The organism is Pseudomonas sp. 05N432 (genome assembly GCF_056396945.1).
The window spans coordinates 25,282-49,269 of sequence record NZ_JBFTMM010000022.1; the positions used below are offsets into that span (position 1 = coordinate 25,282).

Below are 23,988 nucleotides of genomic sequence, written 5' to 3' on the forward strand. Positions count from 1 at the left end.
CTTATTCCCCCAAGGTTTTTTTATAGCGGCTTTCGACCATGCGGTTCCAGGTCAGCATGATCAGCAGATTGGCCAGCAACAGGGCCACCGCGATGGTCGCGCCCATGGGCCAATTCAGCTCCGACAGGTATTGGTCGTAGACCACGGTGGCGACCATCTTCAGCCGTCGTCCGCCGAGCAGGCCGGGGATGGCGAAGGAGCTGGCTGACAGGCCGAACACGATCAGCGTCCCTGAGAGCACGCCGGGCATCACTTGAGGCAACACCACCAAACGCATGACCTTGGCCTGGCTGGCACCGAGGGACAGCGCCGCCTGTTCGGCGGCCGGGTCGAGTTTTTGCAGCGAGGTCCAGATCGGGATGATCATGAACGGCAGCATCACGTGCACCAGTGCGATGATCACTGCGAAGGAGGTATAGAGCAGCTTCACCGGACGCCCGCCGAGTCCCTGAATGGCTTGATTGACCAAGCCGTCGGCACCGAGCAACAGGCTCCAGCCGAAGGCCCGTACCACCACCGAAATCAGCAACGGGGTGAGGATCAGGATCAAAAAGATCGAGCGCCACGGTGTCCCCATGCGGCTGAGAATGTAGGCCTCGGGCACGCCGATCAGCACACATAGAAAGGTCACCACGGCACTGATCCAGAACGTGCGCAAGAAGATCTCGTAGAAGTACGAGTCGCTGAACAGGCCGATGTAGTGGGAGAGGGTGTAGGCGCCGCTTTTCACTCCGAGTTGGTAGTCGAAGACGTTGAAGGACAACACCAGCGTCAGGCACAGCGGCAGGACCAACAGGCAGACGAACAACAGCATTGCCGGCATCGACAGCAGGTAACCGCGCCCGCCTTGGCGCATGGCGGCAAGGGTGCTCATGCCGACACCTCATCAGCTGCGAGTACGCGCAATAGTTCGGCCTGCCAGTCGAGTCCTACCGCAGTGCCTTGTGCCAGCGGGGCGCTGCCGTCGTTTCGGCGGACCACGGTCAGTTCACCGACAGCGGTCTCGATGCGATACAGCCATTGGCTGCCGAGAAAATAGCGGCTCAGGATGCGCCCTTGCAGACGACCGCTGCCGGCGTCGAGCATATCGATCTTTTCCGGGCGCAGGCTGAGGGTCAGTTCGCCATCGCCGCTGCTGTGACGCACTTGCGGGCAACCCGCCGTGTCGAAGTCCCCGGCCAACATATTGGCCTTGCCGACGAAGCCGGAAATGAAGCGGGTGCGTGGGTGTTCGTAGAGCTTGTACGGCTCGTCGATCTGGGTCACGCGCCCGGCCTGCATGACCACCACACGATCGCTGATCGACAGCGCTTCGGCCTGATCGTGGGTCACCATCAGGGTGGTGATGCCGACTTCGCACTGAATGCGACGAATCTCGAACTGCATTTCCTCGCGCAGGTTGGCGTCGAGGTTGGACAGCGGTTCATCGAGCAACAACACCGGCGGTTCGATCACCAGGGCTCGGGCCAGGGCGACACGCTGGCGCTGTCCGCCGGACAGTTCTCGTGGATAGCGTTCGGCATGTTGGGTAAGGCGCACCAGCGCCAGCACCGTGGCCACCCGCCGGGCAATGTCGGCTGCCGGGACCTTGCGCATGCGCAGGCCAAAAGCGACGTTGTCGCGCACCGTCATGTGCGGGAACAGCGCATAGCTCTGGAACACCACCCCCAGGCCACGACTGCTCGGTTTGGCGTGGGTGATGTCGCGACCGTCCAGCACGATGCGCCCGGCCGTGGCGTCGACGAAACCGGCGATCATTTGCAAGGTAGTGGTTTTGCCACAACCGGAAGGGCCGAGCAGAGAAACGAATTCGCCTTTTTCCACCGCCAGATCTGTGGCGATGACAGCGTCGATTGCACCGTAGCGTTTGCTGAGACCTTCGAGTTGGAGAAATGCCATGCCTGCGTTCCACCTGTATTTATTGGACGCGTCGAAACGCGCTTTTTTGTGATGGGCAGATGCGAAGGGATACCGCGGGTGCGCTGGCGCTCGATCGTAAGTCGGCTGCCAAATATTGTTCGAATCGCCCCTGTGGACTCAGATTAGGACGAAGATTAGGATGGGTGAAAGCGCTAATTTCACTGAAAGGAGTATTTCTACTGTTTCTTTCAATGATCAAATTTTTATAGAGAAATACTCAAAATGAATTCCACTGATCGGAATGAAAGTGCCAAAGAAGTCGGCGTTGGTAGCGTCTCCAGGTTATTCGCCGTGCTGCGAACGCTTGGCTCGGCCCCTGAAGGTGGTGAGCGGGTGACCCAACTGGCGCAGCAGGTCGGTTTGTCGCAACCGACGACTCATCGCTTGCTGCGCAGCCTCATGGACGAAGGCATGGTCGAGCAGGATGGGCGCAGCAAGCGTTACCGCCTGAGCCTGGAGTTCTTTGCCTTGGCCGCCCGCGCCGGCAACACCGGCAACCTGCGCGATCTGGTCAGGCCGAGCATGCTGCGGCTCAGTGCTTCGCTGGGGGATTCGCTATTTCTGCTGGCGCGCAGCGGCTTCGATGCCATCTGTCTGGACCGCAGTGAAGGGCCTTATCCGATCCGCACCTTTACCGGCGATATTGGTGGGCGGGTGGCCTTGGGAGTGGGGCAAGGCAGTCTGGCGATTCTGGCGTTCCTGCCCGAAGACGAGCGCGAGACAGTGATCCGCTACAACCTGCCGAGGCTCAAGGACTTCCACCTGTATGACGAGGTGTTCCTGCGCTCGGAGGTGGAAAATGTCCGTCGTCTGGGTTATGCCGCCCGCAACACGGGTGCATTGCCAGGCATGGCAGGGCTCGCCGTTCCCATACTCAACCGCGACGGACATGCCGTGGCCGCACTCAGTGTGGCGACCATCAGTGACCGATTGGGGCCGGACCGATTACCTACCGTCGTGGAAATGCTCAAGCGCGAGGCCGCGGCCATCGGGCCGAAGATCAACCCGTTCGATCCGACCCTGCGTCGGCCTTCGCAAATATTCGGTGGGCAAGGCTGATATCTCATTTCGCGTGTATAGAAATGATGCGAGCTTTCAGGTCGTCCATGAACGTCTCCAGCCTGTTCGAAACGCTATTTATCCAGGGTATTCAACGATAGAGCGACATGCTGTTTTGGATCCAATACAATCGAGTTGGAATAATGCAACTCATTGTTATTAAAGGAATTTCTAAGAAAACACAGCTAACCTTTTCCGGGTGCCTGCCGATGGCACGTTTACAGGACACAGGGAGCTGCAGGAATGAGAAACAACCAACCCGTTACACAACGTGAAATCGCGCTTGCACCGCAACAAAAACTGATCTCGACAACAGATGCCCGAGGCGTCATCACTTACTGCAATGACGCCTTCGTCGAGATCAGTGGTTTCGACCGAGCCGATCTGATTGGCGCCCCTCAAAACATCGTTCGCCATCCTGATGTGCCACCCGCCGTTTTTGCCCATATGTGGGGTGCTCTCAAGCAAGGCAATCCCTGGATGGGGATCGTCAAGAACCGCTCCAGGAATGGCGATCACTACTGGGTCAACGCTTACGTCACACCGATTTTTGAAGGCAGCCAGGTGGTTGGTTTTGAGTCGGTCCGGGTCAAACCTACCGCCGGACAGATCCGCCGCGCCGAAGCCCTCTACAAGCGTATCAGTCAGGGAAAACCGGCCATTCCCACTCGAGACAAATGGCAACCTGTCCTCGAGGAATGCCTGCCGTATCTGGTGATGGGGCTGGCGGGCACTGTGGGAGGGATGTTCCTCGATTCCACGCTGGCTTTTGTCGTCGCGGCAGGCATTTCGGTTCCGCTCGGGCTGATGACGTCCCGCTGGCAAAAGCAAAGTACGCTGCGTCTGTTGCAGATGGCTGAACCTTCCACGTCCGATCAACTCATTGCACAGATGTACAGCGATGAGCGGGGGCCTCAAGCACGATTGGCAACGGCCTTTGTCAGTCAGGACGCGCGCCTGAAGACCTGCCTGACGCGCCTTCAAGACACTGCAGAGCAACTCAGCGGGCTTGCCGGAAGATCCAACGTTCTGGCGTCCGATAGCTCACAAGGTCTTGATCGCCAGCGTGTCGAGACCGAGCAGGTGTCCGCCGCGGTCAATCAAATGGCGGCGACCACGCAGGAAGTTGCGAGCCATGTCCAGCGCACCGCTGACGCCACCCAAGAGGCTAACCAACTGACCGGGCGCGGACGCGATGTGGCCAGAGACACCCGCGAAGCCATCGAGCGTCTTTCCGCCGTGGTCGGTGAAACCGGGCAAACGGTGGCGCAGTTGGCCAAGGACAGCAATGAAATCGGCACAGTCGTCGACGTGATCAAGGGCATTGCCGATCAAACGAATCTGCTGGCCTTGAATGCCGCGATCGAAGCTGCACGTGCTGGCGATATGGGACGAGGCTTTGCCGTGGTGGCTGACGAGGTTCGTCAGTTGGCGCAGCGCACGTCCGAGTCGACGACACAGATCCATGGCCTGAYCACCAAGCTCCAGGCGTCCTCCAATAACGCTGTGCAGGCGATGGAAAGCGGTCACCGTCAGGCCGAAGAAGGTGTGGCGTGGGTGCTTGAGGCAGACCGGGCGTTGGTGGGGATCAGTGAAGCAGTGGCCAATATCACCGACATGACCACTCAGATCGCGGCCGCTACCGAAGAGCAAACCGCCGTTGCCGAGGAGATCAGCCGCAATATCAGCACCATTGCGCATTTGGCCGATCAGACCTCAGAGCAAGCCCATCACTCGGCAGAGCTCAGCAACGAACTGACTAAAACAGCGGCTACTCAGTACTCACTGGTCGAGCGGTTCAATCGATAGCCTGATTCTCTGCGTATATGGCAGCAGTGCCACGCTGATCCCGAAGCAGGTGGGGTTGGCGTGGCACAAGCCGCGCAGGGCAGGTTCGTTTGGATTGCGCGGTGGAGTTTCGTGGATTGATTCTCACAGGGTGATGAGTGATGGGTTGCCGGTCGGTTTCAGTCTGCGTTGTTCCAGCCCCCTCCCAGCGCCACGACCAACCCGACACTCGCCTGCAATTGCCGGGTCTGTAGATCCTGCAAGCGTCGCTGCGCCTGAAGAGCGGCGGTTTGTGCGGTCACCACATCCAGATAATTCACGGCCCCGGCTTCGTAGCTGTTCATGGCTAATGCCTGGGTCGTTTGCGCGGCGTTGACGGCGGCCTGCTCATCCTCAGCCTCGCGCTGCAGGTCACGCATTTGCGCGAGGTTGTCTTCGACTTCGCGTACCGCTCGCAACACCTGACTGCGGTAATGGGCGGCCGCTTCTTCGAACTCGGCCTTGGCCTGGCGCTCGTTGGCATCCAGGCGACCGCCGTCGAAAATCGGCAGATTGACCAACGGCCCCAGCGCCCAATAGCGGTTGCCGGCGGCCAGCAGATTGCCGCTGCCGGCGGTTTGCCCTCCGAGCAGCCCCGTCAGGCTGAAGTCCGGGTACCAGGCCGCTCGGGCGACACCAATGCCGGCGTTCGCGGCAAAGACTCTTCGCTCGGCTGCTGCGACGTCCGGGCGCCGTTGCAACAAGGTGCTCGGAAGCGCGCCGGGTATCGATGGCAGATTCAGGGCCTGGCTGTTTGCGTCCAGATGGAAATCACTGGCCGGTTGGCCAACCAGCTCACCGATCGCATGCTCGGTCAGATTGCGTTGCGCGCGGACATCGTCCAGTTGCGCCTTGGCCTCGGCCAGTTGGCTCTGGGCTCGGGTCAGATCGAGTTCCGAGGCGATTTCTCCCTGATAGCGGTCGTGGGTCAGTTGCAGGGCCTGGCCGTAATCATCGAGGGAGCTGGTGAGGATCTTGCTCTGGGCATCGAGGCCATTGAGCTGGACATACAGCGTTGCCAGTTGATGCTGCAGGCTCAAACGAGCGGCGGCGAGGTCATCGGCAGAGGCTTGGGCCTGGGCATCGCCGGCGGCCACCTGGTTGCGAATCCGCCCCCACAGGTCGAGGTCGAAGCTCAGTGCGAAGCCTGCGGTATTGCTGTTGTACACCGACGGTTGGGTGGCCCCGCGTAAGGGTCGGTTGTCCGACTGGCGCTGGCGCAGCGGCTGCGCACTGGCGGTGACCTGGGGGAACAGCCCGGCATGCAGTTGGCCGGCGTAAGCCTGCGCCGCATCAAAGTGTGCGAGGGCTGCCGCCAGGTCCGGGTTGGCCTTGAGCAGTTGCTGTTGCAGGTTGTCCAGACGCGGGTCCTGGTATAACTGCCACCATTGCGAAGGCAGCTGTTCGGTGGGTTTGGCCATGTGCCAGGGACCGTCGCTGGTCTGTTCGCGGTATTGTGCGGGCAAGTTGATCGGCGGCGCCTTGTAGCTTGGCGCCAGCGAACAGCCCTGCAGAGTCAGCGCCATGGCCAGCACTGCGGCGAGAGGTTCAAGCCTTGGGCGCATGAGTACCTCCGGCGTCGGCCAGTTGTACGGCGTCGCCTTCACGCAACGCATCCGGTGGGTTGTCGACGACACGGTCCGCAGGCTTCAAGCCCTGGTCAATGACCAGCCGTGCACCCAGGTCCAGACCGATATGAATATCGCGCAAGTGCACACGGTTATCCGGGTCGAGCACGGCCACTTGAGTGCCTTGGGCGCGGAAGATCAGCGAGCTGGCGGGAATGCTCACGCCATGAGTGTCGGCCGGAATCTGCAGCGTGGCTTCGGCATAGTCACCGGGCAGCAACGCCCCGTCCGGGTTGTCGGCGACAAACTGTGCGAGCAAGGTCCCGGATAGGCGGTCGACGGCGGTGGAGTCACCGATCAGTCTGGCGCTGAAGTGCTGGCCGGGGTGTTCCGGCACGATCAATTGGGCTTGCATGCCGGGGCGGATCACGCTGGCGTAGTTCTGCGGCACCGGCACATACAGGCGCAGTTGATGAGTGTCAGCGATGTCGAACAGCTCCGGATCGCTGTCGCTGTCAGCCTTGATCAACTGGCCGATATCGGTGTTGCGGGCGGTGATGGTCCCGGCGAACGGAGCACGAATGGTTTTGTAGTCTTCCAGCGCCGAGAGCCGGGCGTAATCGGCGGCGGCTGCCTGGGCGTTGGCCCTGGCTGCTGCGGCATTGGAGCGTTTTTCATCAGCTTCCTGACGCGACACCGAATGCGTCGCCAGCAGGTTTTGCCAGCGGGTCGCGGTGGTTTCGGCGAGGCGTGCGTTGGCCTGCTCCTGGATCAGCCGCGCATGGGTCTGCGCGACCTGCTGATCGAGGTCCGGGCTGTCGATTTCGCCGAGGATCTGCCCGGCTTTGACCTGAGTGCCAATGTCGGTTTTCCAGTCCTTGAGGTAGCCGCTGACCCGGGCATGAATCGGTGCCTTGCTCCAGGCTTCCAGATGGGCTGGCAGACGCAGGCTATCGCCGTGAATGTTCTGTTGCGGCTGGAACACGCTGACTTGCGGTACGGCTGCGGTTTCGGTCCAGGCGGCTACGGCTTTTTCATGGCGGGTGCGGGCGGCCAGGCCGTTAGCGACCAGCAGCGCGGCCAGGGTCAGGCCTCCGATGCCCACCAGCATCAGGCGTTTGCGCGACGGTTTTTGATCAGGCGACATGAGAGCTTTCTCCAGCAAAATTTTCTTCAGCAATAGCGCGAGATTGACGTCCGTGGACCAGGCTGAACACCACCGGAACGAACAGTAGAGTGGCAGTGGTCGCGAGGATCAGGCCGCCGATGACGGCGCGGCCCAGTGGTGCGTTCTGTTCTTCGGACAGGGCCAGCGGCAGCATGCCGATGATCATCGCCAGGGCCGTCATGCACACCGGGCGAAAGCGCGTGTAGCCGCCTTCCAGCGCCGCCTTGAGGGCATCGCCATGTTCCGCCAGGCGTTCGCGACAGAAGCTGACCACCAGAATCGAGTTAGCGGTAGCCACCCCCATGCAAAGGATTGCCCCGGTCAGAGCCGGCACCGATAACGAGGTGCCACTGAGAAAGAGCATCCAGACAATCCCGGCGAGCGCTGCGGGCAGGGCGGTGATGATCACGAACGGATCGACCCAGGACTGAAAATTGACCACGATCAGCAGATAAATCAGCACCACCGCACCCAGCAAGCCGAAGCTCAGCCCACTGAAGGCTTCATGCAGGGCGTCGATTTGCCCGTGCAGGCTGATCACCGAACCCTTGGGTCGCAAGGAAGCGGTGTCGTCCAGAATTTTCTGGATGTCCTTGGCCACGCCGCCGAGGTCACGGCCCTGCACGTTGGCGTACAGGTCCAGGGTCGGCATGACGTTGTAGTGACTGACGACCGCCTCGCTCTGCCCCCGGGAAATGCTCGCCAGGCCGCCGAGGATCTGCGAGCGCCCGTCACTGCCGGTGACCGGCAACGCTTCCAGCGATGGCAGGCTGTCCAGGCGATATTGCGGGGTGGCCGCGACCACTCCATACGACACGCCGTTGGCCGGGTTTAGCCAGAAGGTCGGCGCGACCTGGGAGCTGCCGGCCAGGGACGCGACCATGCTGTTGGTCACGTCACGTTCGGTGATGCCCAGGCCATTGGCCCGCAGTCGGTCGACCTTGACTTGCAGCGACGGATAACCGGTGGACTGCTGGATTCGCAGGTCGGCAATACCGGCCACATGTTGCAGGCGTCGCTCCAGTTCCACCGCGTAGGCACGGTTGGCGTTGCTATCGGGTCCGGAGATTTTCACGTCCAGCGGTGCCGGTGCGCCGAAGTTGAGGATCTGGCTGCTGATGTCCGCTGGCAGAAAAGCGAAATGGCTGCCGGGGAAGCTTTCGGGCAAGGCCTCGCGCAGCCGCTTCACGTAGTCGGCGGTGGGGCTGTGTTCCGTTTTGAGGGTGACTTGAATGTCACCGTCCTGGGGACCGATGGTGCCGCTGTTGCTGTAGGCCATGTCGATACCGCTCAGCGGGATACCGATATTGTCGACGATCGTGTCCAGTTGCTCGGCCGGAATGATCTCGCGAATGCGTGCTTCGATCCGGTCGAAGGCCGCAGCGCTTTCTTCGATCCGCGTGCCCAGTGGCAAGCGCACGTGCAAGGACAGCGCGCCGGCGTCGGTGGCCGGGAAAAAGTCCTGGCCCAGGCTCGGTAGCAGCGCAAAGGAAGCCAGGACACAGGCCAGAAATCCCAACAGGAATCGCTTGCGGTATTCCAGAGCCAGTTGCAGCAACCCGTAGTAGGTGTCCCGCAGGTTTGAAAATCGCTGTTCGAATCCCTGCTGGAAATTCAGCAGCGCTTGCAGCAACGGATGCCGAGGCGTGTGGTGATGTTCGCCCTCATGATGATTGATGAATTCATCTTCCGGGTGATGCCCCGGACCTTGCTCGGGCACATGAGGTTTGAGCAGGAACATCGCGAGGGTTGGCACCAGTGTCCGCGAGAGGATGAACGAACTGGCCATGGCGAAGATCACCGCCAGGGCCATCGGCCGGAACAGGTATCCGGCGATGCCCTGCAGCAGGAACATCGGCACGAACACGATGCAGATACACAGCAGCGATACGAAGGCCGGACCGACAATCTGTTTCGCACCGTCGAGGATCGCGGTCTTCACCGCCTTGCCTTGTTCCAGATGCCAGTTGATGTTCTCGATGGTCACCGTGGCATCGTCCACCAGAATCCCCACCGCCAACGCCAGCCCTCCAAGGGTCATGACGTTCAGGGTCTGGCCGCTGGCGGCCAGCAGGGCGATGGCCGACAGCACCGCCAGCGGAATCGAGGCTGCGATGATCAGGGTCGAACGCCAGCTGCCGAGAAACAGCAGAATCATCGCGCTGGTCAGCAAGGCGGCGATGATGCCTTCCCGGGCTACGCTGCCCACCGACTGTTTGACGAACACCGAAGCGTCGCCCAGCAACGAGGTCTTGAGCGATGGTGGCAGGGTTTCATTGATGCGCGGCAGCATCTGGCGAATGCCGTCGATGATCGACAGGGTGGAGATGTTGCCGTTCTTCAAGGCAGGCATCAGCACGGCGCGTCGGCCGTCGACTCGCACGATATTGGTCTGTGGCGGTGAGCCGTCACGCACGTGGGCCACCTGGCCGATGGTGATCAGCGCGCCGTCGACCGTCTTGATCGGCAGGTCGTTGAGTTCGTCGATGGCTTGCGGGCTGTTGTTGAGCAACACCGTGTATTCATTGGGGCCGAGCTTGGCGGTGCCCACCGGGATGATCTGGTTTTGAGCCGCCAACGCGTTACCCACGTCCTGCGCCGAGAGCCCCTTGGCAGCCAGCGCCTGAGGGTCGAGGTCGAGGGTGATCTGGCGCTGCTTGCCGCCCATGGGGGTGGGGATCGCCAAGCCCGGGACCGAAGTCAGTGGCAGGCGGATACTGTTCTGCACCAGGTCGCGAATTTTCGCTTCCGACAGGGTCGGGCTGGAGAACGCCATCTGCAGGATTGGCACCGTGGAGGCGCTGTAGTTCAGGACCAGCGGCGGGGTAATCCCCGGGGGCATCTGTTTCAGGACTGTCTGTGACACCGCCGTAACCTGGGCATTGGCGGTACGGATATCGACGCCTGGCTGGAAGAAAATCTTGACGATGCCCATGCCCGGCAGCGATTGCGACTCGATATGTTCGATGTCGTTGACCGTGGTGCTCAGGGAGCGCTCATAGGTATAGATCACCCGTCCGGCCATATCCTGCGGGGCCAGTCCGTTGTATTGCCAGACCACTGCAATCACCGGAATGCCGATGTCGGGGAAGACATCGGTCGGTGTGCGCAGCGCAGCCATGGGCCCGATGATGCAGATGAAAATTGCCAGCACGATAAACGTGTAGGGCTTTAGCAGTGCAGTCTTTACCAGCCCGAGCATGCCGTAAACCTCCGAGGAGTTGAGTTGCAATCCTCGGCAGTCTTGCGGTTGCAAACTAACAATTTGCCTTCACCGGAATGAAGAAATTTTTACCGATTTCCTGAAAATCCTTTCACCTGGATTCATTTGTCTGCACCTGCCTGTCTCGCCACTCTGATGCTCAAGCCGATGGGCTGCTTTCAACCCTGACGACGACATCGGCTGTCATTTGCGAGGTTTTTTTCAATGACATTCAAACCCCTGTTACTGATTCCAGGTCTTGGCCTGGCCTGCCTGTTGTCCGCCTGTGCGGGGCCGGTTCCCAAGTCCGATCCGAGCGACGCCTGGATTGGTCTGCAACAACCCTCGAGCAGCAGTTTGCTGGCGGATCGGGTCGATGGCCGGCGAGTCGACGATGGTCGCTATTTCGAGGTCAAGCCTGGCGCTCATCGCCTGCAGATGACGCTGCTGACCGGGGCAGATGGCGACTCGGTCGAGCCCACTTGCATGGGGCATCTTCAATACAGCGGCTTTCAGGCAGGTGAGCATTACCAGATAAATACGTCGAGCGAGGGGCAGTCCGCCAGCGCCCGCCTGGTCGATTCCCACGGCAAGCAAGTCGCGCAAAGCGACCGCTTCAAGTGTTTGTAGACCAGCTTTCCAACGATTGGTGATTGACCTGCAGGCATGCCGGGGTCTGTGTTTTTTACATGAGAGAGAGTCATTCGATGACACTTAAACAACTGCTGCTGATTCCTGGCCTGAGCGTGGCCTGTCTGTTGTCCGCCTGTGCCGGCCCGATGCCAAAACCTGATCCGGGCATGGCCTGGATCGGGCTTCGGGATGAGGCACCCAATGACATGCTGGCGGAACGGGTGGATGGCAAACGTATCGATGACGGACGCTTTTTCGAAGTGACCCCCGGTGCTCATGATCTGGCCGTGACGCTGTTCGAGATCCCGAGTGGTGACTCGAACCAGCAGGACTGTCAAGGCGAGGTCCACTACAACCAATTCAAGGCGGGCGAACACTACACACTGGTGGAGTCGAGCCTGGGGCAGGAAGTCAGTGCACGTCTGGAGGACTCCCACGGTCAGCAAGTCGCACAGACTGGCGACTTTAGATGCATGCCGGGGTAAACACATCCAGGGGCCGTCGTGCGCGACTGAAACTGGCCAGATCGGCGCACTAAGGTTTTGCCCGAACCGGATCTAATCGGGACGACAATCCAGAATCAGCCGAGCGCCTCCATGCTCACGGGTTCCGACCTCCAGTCTGAACCCGTGCAGATCGATGATCGCGGCAACAATCGATAGTCCCAGTCCGAAGCCGCTCTGCTGGTGAGCGCTGTCGCAGCGATAGAAGCGCTGGAATACCGCCTCTCGTTCAGCGGGAGGAATTCCCGGGCCGGAGTCCAACACTTCGATCCGTGTGCTGCCTTCATGACTGACGGCCTTGAGGATGACCTCACCGCCGTGCGGTGTGAACTTGATCGAATTGCTCAGCAGGTTGGCCAGCGCTTCGAACAGCAATGCCCGGTCGCCGTCCAGGGACGGCAGCGATTGCGGTAGCTGCAACCGCAGGGTGAGTTGGCGCTCCTCGGCAAGCGGCAAATAGAAGTCATGAACCTCCTTCAACAACGTCATTGGATCGAACTGGATGAACGCGGAGCGACGCTGATGATCTTCCAGTTCAGAGATGCGCAGCAGGCCGCGAAAGCGCGCCATCAACGTATCGGCTTCGGCAATGACCTTGTTCATTTGCAAGGCCTGCGGCGAACCTTCACTGGCCTGTTGTTGAATGCGGTAGAGCTGCGTCCGTATATGGGTGAGGGGGGTGCGCAAGTCATGGGCAATGTTGTCGCATGTACCTTTGACTTCATTCAGCAACCGCTCGATGCGATCAAGCATGGCGTTGGCGATAGCCGCGAGCATATCCAGTTCGTCGCGTCGATCCGACAGCGGCAGGCGTTGGGTCAGTTTGCCGGCGACAATGGATTGCGCACTGGCCTGAATCGCTCGAATCCGGTGCAGTGGGCGGCGGCGCAACAATTGCCAGGCAGCGATGCCGGGAATGATGGTCAGGGAAATACCCCAGAGCAGCGCATGCCAAATGATCAGGGTGACTGCGAGTAATGAACCGTTATCCCGAACCAGTACCAGCCAGCGGTCATTCTGGATGTGGGTCGCGATGGCATAACAACTGGACTGCGGCAGCGCCGGATCGTCGGAATCTACGCAGCTGTTCAATTCGTGAATCTGGCCGTCCAGAGGCAGTTGTGCAGGGATTTTCCGGATCGCTCCGTTCAGCGGTTTTTTTTGGCTGTCGAATACCCCAAAGGCATCCACGTTCGGCATATCGAACTGCATGCTGGTGGTCAGCGCTTCGATCAGTTGATCGCCTTGAAAACGCGAGAGCAGGTGCTGGCGCTGCATCAACGAGTGTTTGGCCAGACGGTTCATGTAACCGGAAACTTCGTAATAGAGCCCGCCCATCAGGACGCCGCTCCAGATCACGAACAACGTACTGTAGAGCGCCAGCAAGCGACTGGTCGAAGAGCTCCAGCCTTTAGAGGGGTTCAGCAATGACATAGCCCGAGCCTCGCATCGTCCGGATCAAGGGAGTCATGCCGGGAGGATCGATCTTCTTGCGCAGGCGCCCGATATGCACGTCGATCAGGTTGGTTCCCGGGTCGAAGTGATAACCCCATACTTCTTCGAAAATCATCATCCGCGAGAGAACTTGTCCCGGATTGCGCATCATGAATTCCAGCAGTTTGTATTCGGTGGGCAGCAGATTCAGCGGCTGATTGTTGCGAATGGCTTCGTGACTGATCAGGTTGAGTTCCAGATCGGCGACTCTAAGGGTGGTTTCGAATTCCCTGACCGGGCTTTTACGCCGCAGCAGCACTTCGACACGCGCGGCCATTTCGTCGGTGGCGAACGGCTTGGAGAGGTAGTCGTCACCGCCGGCACGCAGACCGCGTACGCGTTCGTCAACATCGGAGAGGGCGCTGATCATCAGGATGGGCGTCACCACGCCAATGGTACGCAGTGTGGTGACAATGGCCAGGCCATCGAGCTCGGGGAGCATACGGTCGAGCGTGATCAGATCGTAATTGCCACTGACCGCGCTCACCAGGCCTTCACGGCCATTGTCCACCCAGTCCACTTCAAATCCATGGCTTTGTAACTCGGCCACGATTTCCTTAGCCGTAACGGCATCATCTTCTATGGTCAAAATACGGGACATATCGGTTACCTAATGAAAAGACATTACCGGATGTCCAATTTTGCCAATAAAAATTGCCTGACTTTCTGATGAAAATTTCATGTTGGTGTGCCGAAGGCGCAGGCTGGCAGTTGATCAGCGCACTCGAGTCATCCCGCCTGAAAACAAAACACCCTGCGAAAGCTAGCCCTCGCAGGGTGTTCAGGTGACCATCTGATAAAGCCTCTTGCCGGTTTCACGGCAATAGGGTGGGCTGTCACCGGCTTATTCGGCTTTGATCTGCACGCTCTTTTCGCCTTTGATCATCAGGCTGCCGTTGGCCATTTTCACGTCTCCTCTTGCTCGTATCCCGAGGTGGGCCGCGAGCATCCCGCTTCCAGATGTCGATAGGTGTCGATATCTGTCAAACAGAGCATTTTCCTGCCATCCCTGAGTTCAATCCAGAACGTAACCTCTGCATCAGCCCGGGCCATGGCGGTGTCTGTCATGGACCAGGTGGGGGCTATAGCCATTGCAGCGGCCAAGCCCATTCCGGCACAGCCATGTGTCAGTGTGATCGGGGTTTGGTTTACAACGTTGATGTGTTTGATATCGGTAACCAGGACATTGATACCAGGCCACGGATAGAGTGCTGTCTCGATACTGACAACACCGGATTCGTACGCCCCCACTCCATGAAGAAAATCACCAGCTAGAACTTTTATTTTAGCCATGTGGAAATCCTCCCGACATCTGTTGCATCAGGGGCTATTGATGTTTTGTGATKACCTCGACGGCGGCCCATTTGACGCAGGGCATCGCAACCCGGTTCGCCACCAAACGTCAACAGATCCAGATTATTCCACGCCCCAAAAAGGGGCGCGTCAACGACTCTGCGACGAAATACGGTTGAACTGATGTCGGAGAGGGAGATAGAAGTTTGTGAGGACAAGGGCTGTCAAAGGCTAATAACCGCCACCGCCCATCCCGCCGCCCGTACTGCCAGATGGCTCTCTGGCCTTTTGCTGCATATGACTCCATTCCGCACACGTCATAAAGCTTTTGTGGTCGACTTTGCCTCGACCATCAAAACTGACGTTGAACGTGTGCTTTTGGCCGGCTTGCGTGAGCATGTAGTCAAAACAGGTGCCGGGCTCGACGGTGCGATCGCTGATTGATAAAGGCTTGCCGCCGATTTGCTGGACTTGATCCTTGCTCATGCCCATTTCTACCTTTGCGACCAGCGGTTGCTCTCGATAGACCGATGTCTCGGAGCTGCATCCTGCCACCGCGGACAGCACGACGACCAGTGCGAATAGACGAGTGTTCATGACTGGGCTCCCGAAAGTGAGTGTCGTGAAGAAACTCTTGGGTACATCAATAAAAGTAAAGTCGAGTTCGGCGGTGCACGCCAAATATCCTCAGGGCTGAGGAATTGGGGCGTGCGAGGGAAGGGCAGATAACAGAAAGCCCACGCGTGGTGGGCTTTTTGTTTGGGGGCTGGGTCCGTCAGCGATCTGGAGTGTGCTCCTGGGCCCAGAGGCTATCAACGACGAGGCGACGAAGCGTCAGGCCAGCATGCGGGACTTGCGAAAAGGAGCAGGAGCGACGTTCGGATGCGCGCGAAAAGGTTCCTTTTCGATAGATTTGTTCTCAATTCTGCAACAGAACGTTCTCTCAATTACGCTGGATGTCTACCCGGCCTCGCGTTACATTTGCCACATTTTATTGCAGGGAACAATTATGCGAATTTTGATCGGCGCGCTTGCTGTTGCAGCGTTGGCTGGGTGCTCTTTGCCAGCATCCTTGGTGCCGGGTGAACCCAATGTCAGCGAGATCACTGCCAAGGTTCCCAAGGATTACGCCCAGTGCGTTCTGCCGGCCTGGCAGCGTGAGATCCCTAAAACCACCCAGACTACGATTTCAAACGGCTACAGGATTACTGCGCCAAGCGTTGTGACGGCCGATGAGACGCTGGATATCGTGAAGTACAAGAATGGGAGCCGCATATCGCTGTATCAAGGCCCGCCGTGGGCCAAATCCAGCGCGCTGATGAAGTCGGTGCACGACTGTTTGTAGCTCATGAGTCAGCAGGGCGGGGGGAAACTGACGTCGCCCCCCCTCAATAAACTTATAGATGCAGCCACGCCAGCGAACCCAGCACGACGCTAATGCCTGCTGCACTGTACGCCATCCGTTTCAGCCATTCCTTGCGCGTCAACAAGGTGATCGCCGCCAGCGAAATTGCAATCTGAATCGCCGTCATTGCCTGTGCCCAACGGTGATGCTGGTGCAATGCCAATTCTGATTTTGCATCCCACTCGCGAGCTTCGGCTTCGAGTTCTTCCGCTTTCTTGCGCACTGCTTCCTTTTCGGTCTTGTAGCGTTGCGCTTCGGCGGTGTAGTGCGCGGCATCCAGGCCGGGGATGTGAATCGCCAGTTCAGAGAGGTTTTGTCGGCTGGATTTCGCCTGGTAGTAATTCCACTCGTTGGAGGCTTCGGTTTTCTTGATGGCAGCGTTGTTCTTGTCCATCGCCGCTTCGCTTTCCGTGGAGCCCGCCTGATAGCTGAGCATGGCACCGATGGTCGCCATGATCGCGGTCATCACCGCTATCTTGCTGGCAAAACTGTCTCCGCGGGCCTGGGCGTGCTCGGTAGCGTGTTCCAGATGCTTTTCGTGCGGGCTAGGGACTTCGAAGTCTTCAGTCATGACTTTGGTCTTTGGGGAGTGAATAAGTATCAAATTGTAACTGGAGTGAATGCCAAAGGCGCTATCTCAATCATCCGGGCCATTGCGACTTGCATACTGCTGCAACCCTTCAACCAACGCGTCGAAGGTCGCGCGGCAGCGCGGGCTGTTGCGCAAGTCCTCGTGCATGGTGACCCAGGTTTCCAATCCCAGCGAAAACGTCGTCGACAGTACACGTTGCAATGCTCCATCACGCTTGGCCAGCGGAACCTGGCAGAAGCCGATACCGGCCCCCGCGCGTATCAATGCCAGCTGCGCCAGATCGCTGTCGCTGCTCAGTGAGAAGAGCTGGCGGTCAATGCCTTTGATGGACTTGCTGATACTGCGGATAAAGGCGTTCGGCTGGTCGTAGCCGATGATCGAATGGCTGGCCAGTTCGTTGAGGTCGCGCGGCATGCCATGTTGGCTCAAGTACTCGGCGTGTGCATGCAGCCCGAGTTCGATATGACCGATCCGACGTGCCACCAGTTGCTCTTGGCGGGGGCGCATCATGCGCACGGCGATGTCCGCTTCCAACTGCAAGAGATCCACCACGCGGTTAGTCAGTACAAGTTCTACTTTCAATGCCGGGTGTTGTTGGCGAAGCCGCGTGATGATTGGCGGCAACACCTCGACGCCAATCACATCACTGGCTGAAATACGGATAATCCCCTGAACTGCCGCACCTTGACTTGAGGCGGCTCGCTCAATCGAGGCCGCTGTATTTTCCATGGTTTGTGCGTGGGCGCGCAGGGTCAGTGCCACTTCGGTGGGCATCAGCCCTGTTTGTGATCGTGTAAACAAAACCACATCCAGCGCTTTTTCGAGCGCGGCGATGTGCCGGCCGACCGTAGGCTGTGTGATGCCGAGCAAGCGCGCCGCGCCCGACAGCGATCCTTCATTGAGTACCCCCAGGAAGGATCGATAGAGCTCCCAACCAATATTCGATGCCATGCATAAATGTATAGCGTCACGCTGATCTTCTGCAATTTATCTATAGCGTCCATTCGCTCAGGATCAAGCCCTCTATAACACTTGAAGGTGTCGGGATGAACAGCAACAAAGCGCTGGTACTGGGAGCGACAGGCGGGATTGGCGGGGAAGTGGCGCGTCAATTGAAAGACGCCGGTTGGGAGGTGTGCGCGCTAACACGTCATCTTGAGAAGGGTATCGATCAACACGCGGGTATCACATGGTTGCGCGGTGATGCACTGAATCGGCAGGAGGTTATCGAGGCCGCGAAGGGCTGTTCGGTGATTGTGCATGCGGTCAATCCGCCGGGCTATCGTCGATGGCCGGAGCTGGTGTTGCCGATGCTCGACAACACCATCGCTGCGGCCGTGGTCGAGGGTGCAACCATCGTGCTGCCCGGCACGGTTTATAACTTTGGCCCTGATGCTTTTCCGGTATTGCATGAAAGCTCACCGCAGCAGCCGCTTACCCGAAAAGGCGCTATTCGGGTGGAGATGGAGCAGCGCTTGCGCAAGGCTGCTGAAAAGGGTGCTCGTGCGCTGATCGTTCGCGCCGGGGATTTTTTCGGGCCGCGAGCCGGTAGCAACTGGTTTTCCATGGGCTTGATCAAGCCGGGGAGGCCCGTCAAGGCAGTGAGTTATCCAGGTGAGCAGGGCGTTGCTCACCAGTGGGCCTATCTGCCTGATGTTGCGCGGACCATGGTCGAGTTGCTGGAGCGCCGTACCTCACTTCACGCCTTCGAAAGCTTTCATATGGCCGGCCACCTGGACACCGACGGTACCTGTATGAGCGGTGCTATCCAGCGTGTTGTTAATCGGCACATAGGCATCAAGCCGCGAGTGACAGCGTTCCCGTGGTGGTTGCTGACGCTGGCTTCACCTTTTGTCGTGACCTTCCGTGAAATGCTGGAAATGCGTTATTTGTGGCGTACGCCGGTGCAGATGGACAATGCGCGATTGATCGCGGTGCTGGGGCGCGAGCCGCATACACCGTTGGATGAAGCTGTCGAAGCGGCGTTGCTGGGCATGGGGTGTATCCGTCAAGACGGCTTGGCGACTTATTCCTGATGCAAGAGCGCCAACAACTGTCTCCATTGGCGGTCACTGACTGCCTCGAGTTTCGCAGACAAAATAATTGCTCTTTCGATTCTTGGCAGTGAGATCTACTGTCAGCTTTTTCGCTGCAGCCATGCATTGTTTGTAAGCGTCAGCGTGTACCCAGTGTTCGACGGGTATCACCTGGCAGTCAGTACGGGAGGCGTCAGTGCATAGGTACAGCAGCAAAAATACTGTCATACGACCTCCCATGCACCCAACATCAAAACCGTGGGCTGAACTTAGTCCTTAGTATGTATGTCTCTCCAGCTTCAGCCAGCAGCATGGCTGATACTCAGTCAATAAAGGAATGCCACGTGATCATAACCACCACTCAATCCATCGAAGGCCGTCAGATCGCAGCCTACCTGGACATTGTTAGCGCCGAATCCGTGCAGGGCATCAACGTTGTGCGGGATATGTTCGCCGGAATGCGGGATTTCTTCGGCGGGCGCTCCCAGACGCTGGAAAGGGCGTTGAAGGAGGCACGAGCCCAGGCAACGGAAGAACTCAAGGAGCGTGCACAGAGTCTTCGGGCGGATGCGGTGGTCGGGGTGGACTTCGAGATCAGCATGCCCTCCGGCAAGGGCAGTATGCTGATGGTGTTCGTGACGGGAACGGCAGTGACGCTCAAGTAGGCTGACTGACGTTTTATCTGTCAGAAACAGGTCGATGAGGTCTGAGGCTTTTCCTGGCCGTTCGTCGGGTGTTGCGCATTTGAATCGGTGGTCCGGGAATGACCGGCTAGTCTCAAAAACCTTGAGGTCGGTATTTCTTTAGGCGATCAGTTGCTTGCCGGTATCGATCTGTCTGGAGGGACTGATAGATGAGCATTCCTTACATTGAAGATGATGGTGCTGAGTATCCGGTCAACAATTGTGTGCAATGTGGCCAGACGGATTATGTGGCGGGGTTTGGTGAAACGCCGACAAAGCCGGGCAAGGCCAGGCTGCCGGTGGTGACAAAAACCACCGCAAAGCCGTTCATGCCCAAGATCTCAGCGCCTGTACGCAAGTAATCGAAAATTAGACTGGCCCCGCCATTGAGCGGGGTTTTTTGTGAGTGGTGTCTAAGCGTGTGGCGTGGTGCAGGGGGCGTGAAGGCTTACGACGTGTCATGCGCGGTATCAACATTAATGATTCTCGGGCGTTTCTTTCACGCTTCTTTCACAAGCATATCCGTAGGCTCAACTCATCCGTTAAAAAGCAATTCCATTAGCCCGTCTCCCCAGCGGGCTTTTTTTTTGCCTGCGATAAAACTCTTTGCGTATAAACTGTCCAACCCTCGCGCTCATGAGGGTTGGGCCGGTTCTTTGATTGAATCGACGGCCTTTTTAAGCATCCGGTTTTTTACTAATCAGTACCCTTTTTGAGGTTCATGTCATGCGTTTAACTTTGCCTGCTCTGGTTCTGGGTCTTCTGGTCGCTCAAGGCGCAATGGCCGGTGATGGCAGCGCAGCCCTCGGCGGCGGCCTGGGTGGTGCGCTGGGTAATGTGGTCGGTCAGAAGCTTGGTGGCAGCACCGGCGCGGCGATCGGTGCAGGTGTTGCAGGCGCTGCAGGCAGTGCTGCCGGCGCGAAAAAGGGCCATCGCGCTAAAGCAGCAATCGGCGGTGGTGTAGGTGCAGCAGGTGGTTCGGTCATCGGCAACTCGCTGGGCGGCAAGACCGGTTCCGCCATTGGTGCTGGCCTTGGTGGCGCAGCCGGCGGCGCGCTCATGGGCAAGTAAGCGCACTGGTTCCAGCGATACGATTTGAAAAAGCCCGGCTAATTGCCGGGCTTTTTCGTTTTCGGTTATTCGACCCCTGGCACCCCAGGCTAGTGCGCTACCTGAATCCAGAGCCTGCAATGCCCGGGACTTCACAACTCCAGCTGATCAGCCCTGATCCCGAACGCCATGGCGATCTTTTCCCGAGTGGCTCGGCGCGGTTTGTTTACCGCCTCCTGCTGGGCGAACGCAGGTTGTGAAATCCCCATTCGCTTTGCCACTTCTTCCTGCGTCAGGTTCAAGTGTTCGCGCCAGGCGCGGATTGGGGTGGCACCGTCGACAATACGGCTGACCACCTGATGAGGAATCAGCTCGGTGCCGCCGTGTTGAGCGACATATTGCTGGTAGGGGATGACCACAAAGGCCGGCTCACCGTCCGGGCCGTTGATGATTTGTATGTCAGTAGGTGCGTTCGTCACGTTTTTTGACCTCTTGAATGCTGACCACCTGGACCGAGCCGTCCCAGTCAAACAGAACCCGGTAGTTAGCAACTCTCAGGCGATACCCGCAATTGTGCAGGGCCAGCGCCTTGACGTTTATTGCGTCGGGCATGCGCTCCAGCTGCGTTACGGCATCGCGGATTTGCGCCCGGTGCTCCGTGTGTACCCTGAGCAGTTGTTTTACGGCTTTGCGGGTCCAGTAGATTTCGTTCATGAGAGCTTAATAAGTCTTCCATAAGTTATGCAATGGTTTTCTTATATTTATATAAGTAACCGTGCGGCGCTTTCCTTGCGCTCACTACACACCCTAGGCCGTGATCTGAGGGGGGGGACGGCAAACAGTTGCCGCATGTGAACCGCGCTCGTTATGCTGCTGTGCCCTTTGGTCGATCCTTTTTCGATCGATCAAGACACTGGCCGTACCTGAGCCGCTTCCCGGAATGTTGTGTTGATAACGGATCAGATGCGATGAATGCACCGCTCGACTTCGGCCCGATCAAGGCCGTGATTTTCGATATGGATGGTTTGCTGCTCGATACCGAGGGTATCTACACCGAGGTCACGCAAATCATTGCTGAACGCTACGGCCGAACCTTCGACTGGCACATCAAGCAGAACATCATCGGCCGCGGTGCTGGCGATCTGGCGCGCTATGTCGTCGAGGCGCTGGACCTGCCGATCAGCGCCGAAGAGTTTCTGCTGATCCGCGAGCCATTGATGCGTGAACGTTTCCCGCGTGCGCTGGCGATGCCGGGGGCGCAGGAGCTGGTTCAGCATCTGAAGGCGAACAATATTCCGATTGCCGTGGGCACCAGCTCTTCGAGTCAGTCATTCGGGCAGAAAACCACGTTGCATGGCGATTGGTTTGCGCTGTTCGACACCATTGTGACCGCTGATGACCCTGAGGTCGGCGCGGCCAAGCCAGCGCCGGATATTTTCCTCATCGCTGCGCGACGTTTGGGGGTGGCACCGCGTGACTGCCTGGTGTTTGAAGACTCGCCGTTTGGCGTCACCGCTGCAAAAGCCGCGGGGATGACCGCGATTGCCGTGCCGGATGCGGCCATGGCCGACGAAAAGTACGCGCATGCCGACAGCATTCTGCGTACGTTGAAAGCGTTCCAACCGCACACCTACGGCTTGCCGGCACTCGAACAGGTGTAAAGAACGCTGAACGACAAAACGCCGGGCAACCTGATCAAAGGTTGCCCGGCGTTTTTTTATGCTGCAAAAAAGCTGAATCAGGCGCCAAAACCACCGTCGATGCTCAGGCTGGCACCGGTGATGTAGCCGGCCTMCGGGCCGACCAGGTACGCAACGAAACTGGCGATCTCGGCGGCGGTGCCATAACGACCAACAGCCATCAAAGGAATCAGGCTCTCGGCGAAATCACCGTGGGCCGGGTTCATGTCGGTATCGACCGGGCCAGGCTGCACGTTATTAATGGTGATGCCGCGCGGGCCCAGGTCGCGGGACAGGCCTTTGGTCAGGCCGACCAGCGCTGCCTTGCTCATGGCGTAAGGGCCGCCACCGGCGAAGGGCATGCGGTCGGCGTTGGTGCTGCCGATGTTGATGATTCGACCGCCTTCGGTCATGTGTTTGGCCGCTTCTTGAGTCGCGATGAACACACTGCGTACGTTGATCGCCAGGGTTTGGTCGAAGTCTTCGAGTTTGAAATCTTCCAGAGGGGCGACGGCCAGTACGCCGGCGTTGTTGACCAGAATATCGAGGCCGCCAAAGCTTTCGACGGTGCTGTTGACGGCATTGCGAATGGCGACTGCATCAGCGCTGTCGGCTTTGATGGCCAGGGCTTTGCCACCGCTGGCGATGATGCTGTTTTGCAATTCTTCAGCCTTGGCTGCCGAGCTGACGTAAGTGAAGGCAACCGCTGCGCCTTCAGCGGCCAGGCGTTTGACAATGGCGGCGCCGATGCCGCGGGAGCCGCCCTGGATCAGAGCTACTTTACCGCTGAGGTTCTGAGTGGTCATGTCGATCTCCAAAGTCCCGAGGCGAGATGTCTCGGTTGATGGAGCCTAGTATCGATACTGGATTACCCCCTGTGTAGACGGTCATTGCTATAGTCTGTGTAAACCAAAAGTTTATAGTGGCGGCCATGGAAACCTTTAGCAGTATCGAATGCTTCGTGCGCAGCGCCGAGGTCGGCAGCTTCGCCGAAGCCGCGCGGCGCTTGAGCCTGACCCCGGCGGCGGTGGGCAAAAGTGTCGCCAAGCTTGAGGCGCGCCTGGGTGTTCGGCTGTTTCAGCGCAGCACGCGCAGCTTGACGTTGACTGAAGCCGGTCAGCTGTTTCTCGGTGAAGTCAGTGCCAGTCTGCACACCATTCAGAACGCGGTGGCCAATCTGGCCAGCGCCGAAGGGCGCCCGGCCGGAACACTGAAAGTCAGCATGGGCACGGTGTTTGGACGGCTGTACATCGTGCCGTTGCTGGGCGAGTTTCTGCGACGTTTTCCGGCGATCAACCCGGATTGGCATTTCGATAACCGCCAGGTCGATTTGATCGGCCAAGGCTTCGACGCGGCGATTGGTGGCGGTTTTGAACTGCCGCCAGGGGTTGTAGCGCGCAAGCTGACGCCGGCTCACCGGGTATTGGTGGCATCCAGGGATTATCTGGCACAACGCGAGGCGATTCGTGAGCCGGATGATTTAAGTGACTGCGACGGGATTCTGATTCGTTCACCGCAGACCGGCCGCGTGCGCTCCTGGCAACTGACCAGCCGTCGTCAGGAGCACAGCCCGCTGAGCCTCAAGGCGCGGATGACCATGAGTGACTCCGAAGCCGCTTGCGCTACTGCGGCGCAAGGCTTGGGGATTGCGCTGGTGAGCATGCCGTTTGCGGTCGGCTACCTGAACGCCGGCACCTTGCAGCGCGTGCTGCCGGATTGGTACGTCGATGACGGCAACATCTCGATCTACTATGCCGAACACAAACTGTTACCGGGCAAAACGCGAGCGTTCGTGGATTTCATTATCGAGCAGTTCGCCGAACAGCAATTGGCGCAGCGGTTCAGTGCTGTTTGAGTAGGCCTCCAGGCCGAGTCG

25 protein-coding genes and 1 pseudogene are annotated in these 23,988 nt (G+C 58.7%); 12 read left to right on the forward strand and 14 right to left on the reverse strand.

The genetic code is table 11. From position 1 onward, the window contains the following. Position 1 precedes the first annotated feature (1 nt). Together AC1DHT_RS24755 and AC1DHT_RS24760 are read right to left on the reverse strand one after the other, a co-directional pair. Complete coding sequence (locus AC1DHT_RS24755) at positions 2-874, reverse strand: ABC transporter permease (protein WP_427540333.1); 873 nt, start codon at positions 872-874, stop codon at positions 2-4. Continuing rightward, positions 871-1,899, reverse strand: coding sequence for an ABC transporter ATP-binding protein (locus AC1DHT_RS24760; protein ID WP_427528295.1), 1,029 nt, complete (start codon positions 1,897-1,899; stop codon positions 871-873). The genes AC1DHT_RS24755 and AC1DHT_RS24760 overlap by 4 nt, the downstream gene beginning before the upstream one ends. A 243-nt stretch (positions 1,900-2,142) precedes the next feature. Here AC1DHT_RS24760 and AC1DHT_RS24765 point away from each other — a divergent pair, with 243 nt between their 5' ends. From AC1DHT_RS24765 to AC1DHT_RS24775, 3 genes and pseudogenes are all read left to right on the forward strand, one after another. Continuing rightward, complete coding sequence (locus tag AC1DHT_RS24765; protein WP_427540330.1) at positions 2,143-2,979, forward strand: IclR family transcriptional regulator; 837 nt, start codon at positions 2,143-2,145, stop codon at positions 2,977-2,979. A gap of 243 nt (positions 2,980-3,222) precedes the next feature. Next, a pseudogene (locus AC1DHT_RS24770) lies at positions 3,223-3,498 on the forward strand (PAS domain-containing protein); the annotation flags it as partial. A 198-nt stretch (positions 3,499-3,696) separates the two neighbouring features. Continuing rightward, positions 3,697-4,788: a methyl-accepting chemotaxis protein gene (locus AC1DHT_RS24775; RefSeq protein WP_477761519.1), complete on the forward strand. Its 1,092-nt coding sequence runs from the start codon at positions 3,697-3,699 to the stop codon at positions 4,786-4,788. 158 nt (positions 4,789-4,946) lie between these two features. Here the strand turns inward: AC1DHT_RS24775 and AC1DHT_RS24780 are convergent, their stop codons facing one another. The 3 genes from AC1DHT_RS24780 to AC1DHT_RS24790 are packed head-to-tail and all read right to left on the reverse strand — an operon-like array spanning position 4,947 to position 10,744. Continuing rightward, on the reverse strand, positions 4,947-6,371 hold the full coding sequence (locus AC1DHT_RS24780) for an efflux transporter outer membrane subunit (protein ID WP_427540327.1): 1,425 nt from the start codon (positions 6,369-6,371) through the stop codon (positions 4,947-4,949). Beyond that, positions 6,355-7,521 carry an efflux RND transporter periplasmic adaptor subunit gene (locus AC1DHT_RS24785; protein WP_427540324.1) on the reverse strand — a complete coding sequence of 389 codons (1,167 nt, stop codon included), beginning with the start codon at positions 7,519-7,521 and terminating at the stop codon, positions 6,355-6,357. Before AC1DHT_RS24785 ends, AC1DHT_RS24780 begins: the two co-directional genes overlap by 17 nt. After that, positions 7,511-10,744, reverse strand: coding sequence for an efflux RND transporter permease subunit (locus tag AC1DHT_RS24790; RefSeq protein WP_427540321.1), 3,234 nt, complete (start codon positions 10,742-10,744; stop codon positions 7,511-7,513). Before AC1DHT_RS24790 ends, AC1DHT_RS24785 begins: the two co-directional genes overlap by 11 nt. A gap of 225 nt (positions 10,745-10,969) precedes the next feature. Between AC1DHT_RS24790 and AC1DHT_RS24795 the strand changes: the two genes are divergently transcribed. Continuing rightward, positions 10,970-11,374 (forward strand): PA0061/PA0062 family lipoprotein, encoded by a 405-nt coding sequence (locus AC1DHT_RS24795; protein ID WP_427540318.1) that lies wholly within the window; start codon positions 10,970-10,972, stop codon positions 11,372-11,374. 77 nt (positions 11,375-11,451) lie between these two features. Continuing rightward, positions 11,452-11,862 (forward strand): PA0061/PA0062 family lipoprotein, encoded by a 411-nt coding sequence (locus tag AC1DHT_RS24800; protein WP_427528285.1) that lies wholly within the window; start codon positions 11,452-11,454, stop codon positions 11,860-11,862. A gap of 72 nt (positions 11,863-11,934) precedes the next feature. Here the strand turns inward: AC1DHT_RS24800 and AC1DHT_RS24805 are convergent, their stop codons facing one another. From AC1DHT_RS24805 to osmE, 4 genes are all read right to left on the reverse strand, one after another. Further along, positions 11,935-13,314, reverse strand: a complete 1,380-nt coding sequence (locus AC1DHT_RS24805; protein ID WP_427540315.1) for a sensor histidine kinase — start codon at positions 13,312-13,314, stop codon at positions 11,935-11,937. Next, positions 13,292-13,975, reverse strand: coding sequence for a response regulator transcription factor (locus tag AC1DHT_RS24810; protein WP_427540312.1), 684 nt, complete (start codon positions 13,973-13,975; stop codon positions 13,292-13,294). Before AC1DHT_RS24810 ends, AC1DHT_RS24805 begins: the two co-directional genes overlap by 23 nt. A gap of 305 nt (positions 13,976-14,280) precedes the next feature. After that, positions 14,281-14,667: a hypothetical protein gene (locus AC1DHT_RS24815; RefSeq protein ID WP_427540309.1), complete on the reverse strand. Its 387-nt coding sequence runs from the start codon at positions 14,665-14,667 to the stop codon at positions 14,281-14,283. Between the two features lie 231 nt (positions 14,668-14,898). Beyond that, complete coding sequence (gene osmE, locus AC1DHT_RS24820; protein WP_103315390.1) at positions 14,899-15,264, reverse strand: osmotically-inducible lipoprotein OsmE; 366 nt, start codon at positions 15,262-15,264, stop codon at positions 14,899-14,901. A 412-nt stretch (positions 15,265-15,676) separates the two neighbouring features. Between osmE and AC1DHT_RS24825 the strand changes: the two genes are divergently transcribed. Then, the gene (locus AC1DHT_RS24825; RefSeq protein ID WP_427528277.1) at positions 15,677-16,012 is read left to right on the forward strand and encodes a hypothetical protein; all 336 of its coding nucleotides are present in this window, start codon (positions 15,677-15,679) and stop codon (positions 16,010-16,012) included. 52 nt (positions 16,013-16,064) lie between these two features. Here the strand turns inward: AC1DHT_RS24825 and AC1DHT_RS24830 are convergent, their stop codons facing one another. Both AC1DHT_RS24830 and AC1DHT_RS24835 read right to left on the reverse strand, forming a co-directional pair. Then, the gene (locus AC1DHT_RS24830; RefSeq protein ID WP_427528275.1) at positions 16,065-16,643 is read right to left on the reverse strand and encodes a DUF4337 domain-containing protein; all 579 of its coding nucleotides are present in this window, start codon (positions 16,641-16,643) and stop codon (positions 16,065-16,067) included. Positions 16,644-16,709: 66 nt separating this feature from the next. Next, positions 16,710-17,615 (reverse strand): LysR family transcriptional regulator, encoded by a 906-nt coding sequence (locus tag AC1DHT_RS24835; RefSeq protein ID WP_427540306.1) that lies wholly within the window; start codon positions 17,613-17,615, stop codon positions 16,710-16,712. 95 nt (positions 17,616-17,710) lie between these two features. Between AC1DHT_RS24835 and AC1DHT_RS24840 the strand changes: the two genes are divergently transcribed. From AC1DHT_RS24840 to AC1DHT_RS24855, 4 genes are all read left to right on the forward strand, one after another. After that, positions 17,711-18,700 carry an SDR family oxidoreductase gene (locus tag AC1DHT_RS24840; RefSeq protein WP_427540303.1) on the forward strand — a complete coding sequence of 330 codons (990 nt, stop codon included), beginning with the start codon at positions 17,711-17,713 and terminating at the stop codon, positions 18,698-18,700. A gap of 344 nt (positions 18,701-19,044) precedes the next feature. After that, positions 19,045-19,365, forward strand: coding sequence for a YbjQ family protein (locus tag AC1DHT_RS24845; RefSeq protein ID WP_427540300.1), 321 nt, complete (start codon positions 19,045-19,047; stop codon positions 19,363-19,365). Between the two features lie 188 nt (positions 19,366-19,553). Further along, positions 19,554-19,745, forward strand: coding sequence for a hypothetical protein (locus AC1DHT_RS24850; protein WP_427540297.1), 192 nt, complete (start codon positions 19,554-19,556; stop codon positions 19,743-19,745). Positions 19,746-20,109: 364 nt separating this feature from the next. Then, entirely contained in the window at positions 20,110-20,454 is a 345-nt protein-coding gene (locus AC1DHT_RS24855; protein ID WP_054593274.1) for a hypothetical protein, read from the forward strand. Between the two features lie 131 nt (positions 20,455-20,585). On the opposite strand, the gene AC1DHT_RS24860 is transcribed toward AC1DHT_RS24855, so the two are convergent. Then, positions 20,586-20,912, reverse strand: a complete 327-nt coding sequence (locus AC1DHT_RS24860) for a helix-turn-helix domain-containing protein (RefSeq protein WP_019689429.1) — start codon at positions 20,910-20,912, stop codon at positions 20,586-20,588. After that, positions 20,893-21,147 carry a type II toxin-antitoxin system RelE family toxin gene (locus AC1DHT_RS24865; RefSeq protein ID WP_427540294.1) on the reverse strand — a complete coding sequence of 85 codons (255 nt, stop codon included), beginning with the start codon at positions 21,145-21,147 and terminating at the stop codon, positions 20,893-20,895. Before AC1DHT_RS24865 ends, AC1DHT_RS24860 begins: the two co-directional genes overlap by 20 nt. Positions 21,148-21,401: 254 nt before the next feature. Here AC1DHT_RS24865 and AC1DHT_RS24870 point away from each other — a divergent pair, with 254 nt between their 5' ends. Continuing rightward, positions 21,402-22,094: an HAD-IA family hydrolase gene (locus AC1DHT_RS24870; RefSeq protein ID WP_427540291.1), complete on the forward strand. Its 693-nt coding sequence runs from the start codon at positions 21,402-21,404 to the stop codon at positions 22,092-22,094. A 77-nt stretch (positions 22,095-22,171) separates the two neighbouring features. Here AC1DHT_RS24870 and AC1DHT_RS24875 read toward each other — a convergent pair whose 3' ends face one another. Then, positions 22,172-22,918 carry a 3-oxoacyl-ACP reductase family protein gene (locus AC1DHT_RS24875; RefSeq protein WP_477761499.1) on the reverse strand — a complete coding sequence of 249 codons (747 nt, stop codon included), beginning with the start codon at positions 22,916-22,918 and terminating at the stop codon, positions 22,172-22,174. Between the two features lie 125 nt (positions 22,919-23,043). Between AC1DHT_RS24875 and AC1DHT_RS24880 the strand changes: the two genes are divergently transcribed. Continuing rightward, positions 23,044-23,967: a LysR family transcriptional regulator gene (locus AC1DHT_RS24880; protein ID WP_427540286.1), complete on the forward strand. Its 924-nt coding sequence runs from the start codon at positions 23,044-23,046 to the stop codon at positions 23,965-23,967. The last annotated feature ends 21 nt before the right edge of the window (positions 23,968-23,988 follow it).

Bases quoted from the DNA above. Each gene is read 5' to 3' on its own strand.
- osmE (WP_103315390.1), bottom strand. From the start codon at position 15,264: ATGAACACTCGTCTATTCGCACTGGTCGTCGTGCTGTCCGCGGTGGCA.
- AC1DHT_RS24815 (WP_427540309.1), bottom strand. From the start codon at position 14,667: ATGGCTAAAATAAAAGTTCTAGCTGGTGATTTTCTTCATGGAGTGGGG.
- AC1DHT_RS24805 (WP_427540315.1), bottom strand. From the start codon at position 13,314: ATGTCATTGCTGAACCCCTCTAAAGGCTGGAGCTCTTCGACCAGTCGC.
- AC1DHT_RS24840 (WP_427540303.1), top strand. From the start codon at position 17,711: ATGAACAGCAACAAAGCGCTGGTACTGGGAGCGACAGGCGGGATTGGC.
- AC1DHT_RS24800 (WP_427528285.1), top strand. From the start codon at position 11,452: ATGACACTTAAACAACTGCTGCTGATTCCTGGCCTGAGCGTGGCCTGT.
- AC1DHT_RS24810 (WP_427540312.1), bottom strand. From the start codon at position 13,975: ATGTCCCGTATTTTGACCATAGAAGATGATGCCGTTACGGCTAAGGAA.
- AC1DHT_RS24850 (WP_427540297.1), top strand. From the start codon at position 19,554: ATGAGCATTCCTTACATTGAAGATGATGGTGCTGAGTATCCGGTCAAC.
- AC1DHT_RS24795 (WP_427540318.1), top strand. From the start codon at position 10,970: ATGACATTCAAACCCCTGTTACTGATTCCAGGTCTTGGCCTGGCCTGC.
- AC1DHT_RS24855 (WP_054593274.1), top strand. From the start codon at position 20,110: ATGCGTTTAACTTTGCCTGCTCTGGTTCTGGGTCTTCTGGTCGCTCAA.
- AC1DHT_RS24830 (WP_427528275.1), bottom strand. From the start codon at position 16,643: ATGACTGAAGACTTCGAAGTCCCTAGCCCGCACGAAAAGCATCTGGAA.
- AC1DHT_RS24790 (WP_427540321.1), bottom strand. From the start codon at position 10,744: ATGCTCGGGCTGGTAAAGACTGCACTGCTAAAGCCCTACACGTTTATC.
- AC1DHT_RS24785 (WP_427540324.1), bottom strand. From the start codon at position 7,521: ATGTCGCCTGATCAAAAACCGTCGCGCAAACGCCTGATGCTGGTGGGC.
- AC1DHT_RS24870 (WP_427540291.1), top strand. From the start codon at position 21,402: ATGAATGCACCGCTCGACTTCGGCCCGATCAAGGCCGTGATTTTCGAT.
- AC1DHT_RS24760 (WP_427528295.1), bottom strand. From the start codon at position 1,899: ATGGCATTTCTCCAACTCGAAGGTCTCAGCAAACGCTACGGTGCAATC.
- AC1DHT_RS24880 (WP_427540286.1), top strand. From the start codon at position 23,044: ATGGAAACCTTTAGCAGTATCGAATGCTTCGTGCGCAGCGCCGAGGTC.
- AC1DHT_RS24755 (WP_427540333.1), bottom strand. From the start codon at position 874: ATGAGCACCCTTGCCGCCATGCGCCAAGGCGGGCGCGGTTACCTGCTG.
- AC1DHT_RS24865 (WP_427540294.1), bottom strand. From the start codon at position 21,147: ATGAACGAAATCTACTGGACCCGCAAAGCCGTAAAACAACTGCTCAGG.
- AC1DHT_RS24765 (WP_427540330.1), top strand. From the start codon at position 2,143: ATGAATTCCACTGATCGGAATGAAAGTGCCAAAGAAGTCGGCGTTGGT.
- AC1DHT_RS24835 (WP_427540306.1), bottom strand. From the start codon at position 17,615: ATGGCATCGAATATTGGTTGGGAGCTCTATCGATCCTTCCTGGGGGTA.
- AC1DHT_RS24825 (WP_427528277.1), top strand. From the start codon at position 15,677: ATGCGAATTTTGATCGGCGCGCTTGCTGTTGCAGCGTTGGCTGGGTGC.
- AC1DHT_RS24780 (WP_427540327.1), bottom strand. From the start codon at position 6,371: ATGCGCCCAAGGCTTGAACCTCTCGCCGCAGTGCTGGCCATGGCGCTG.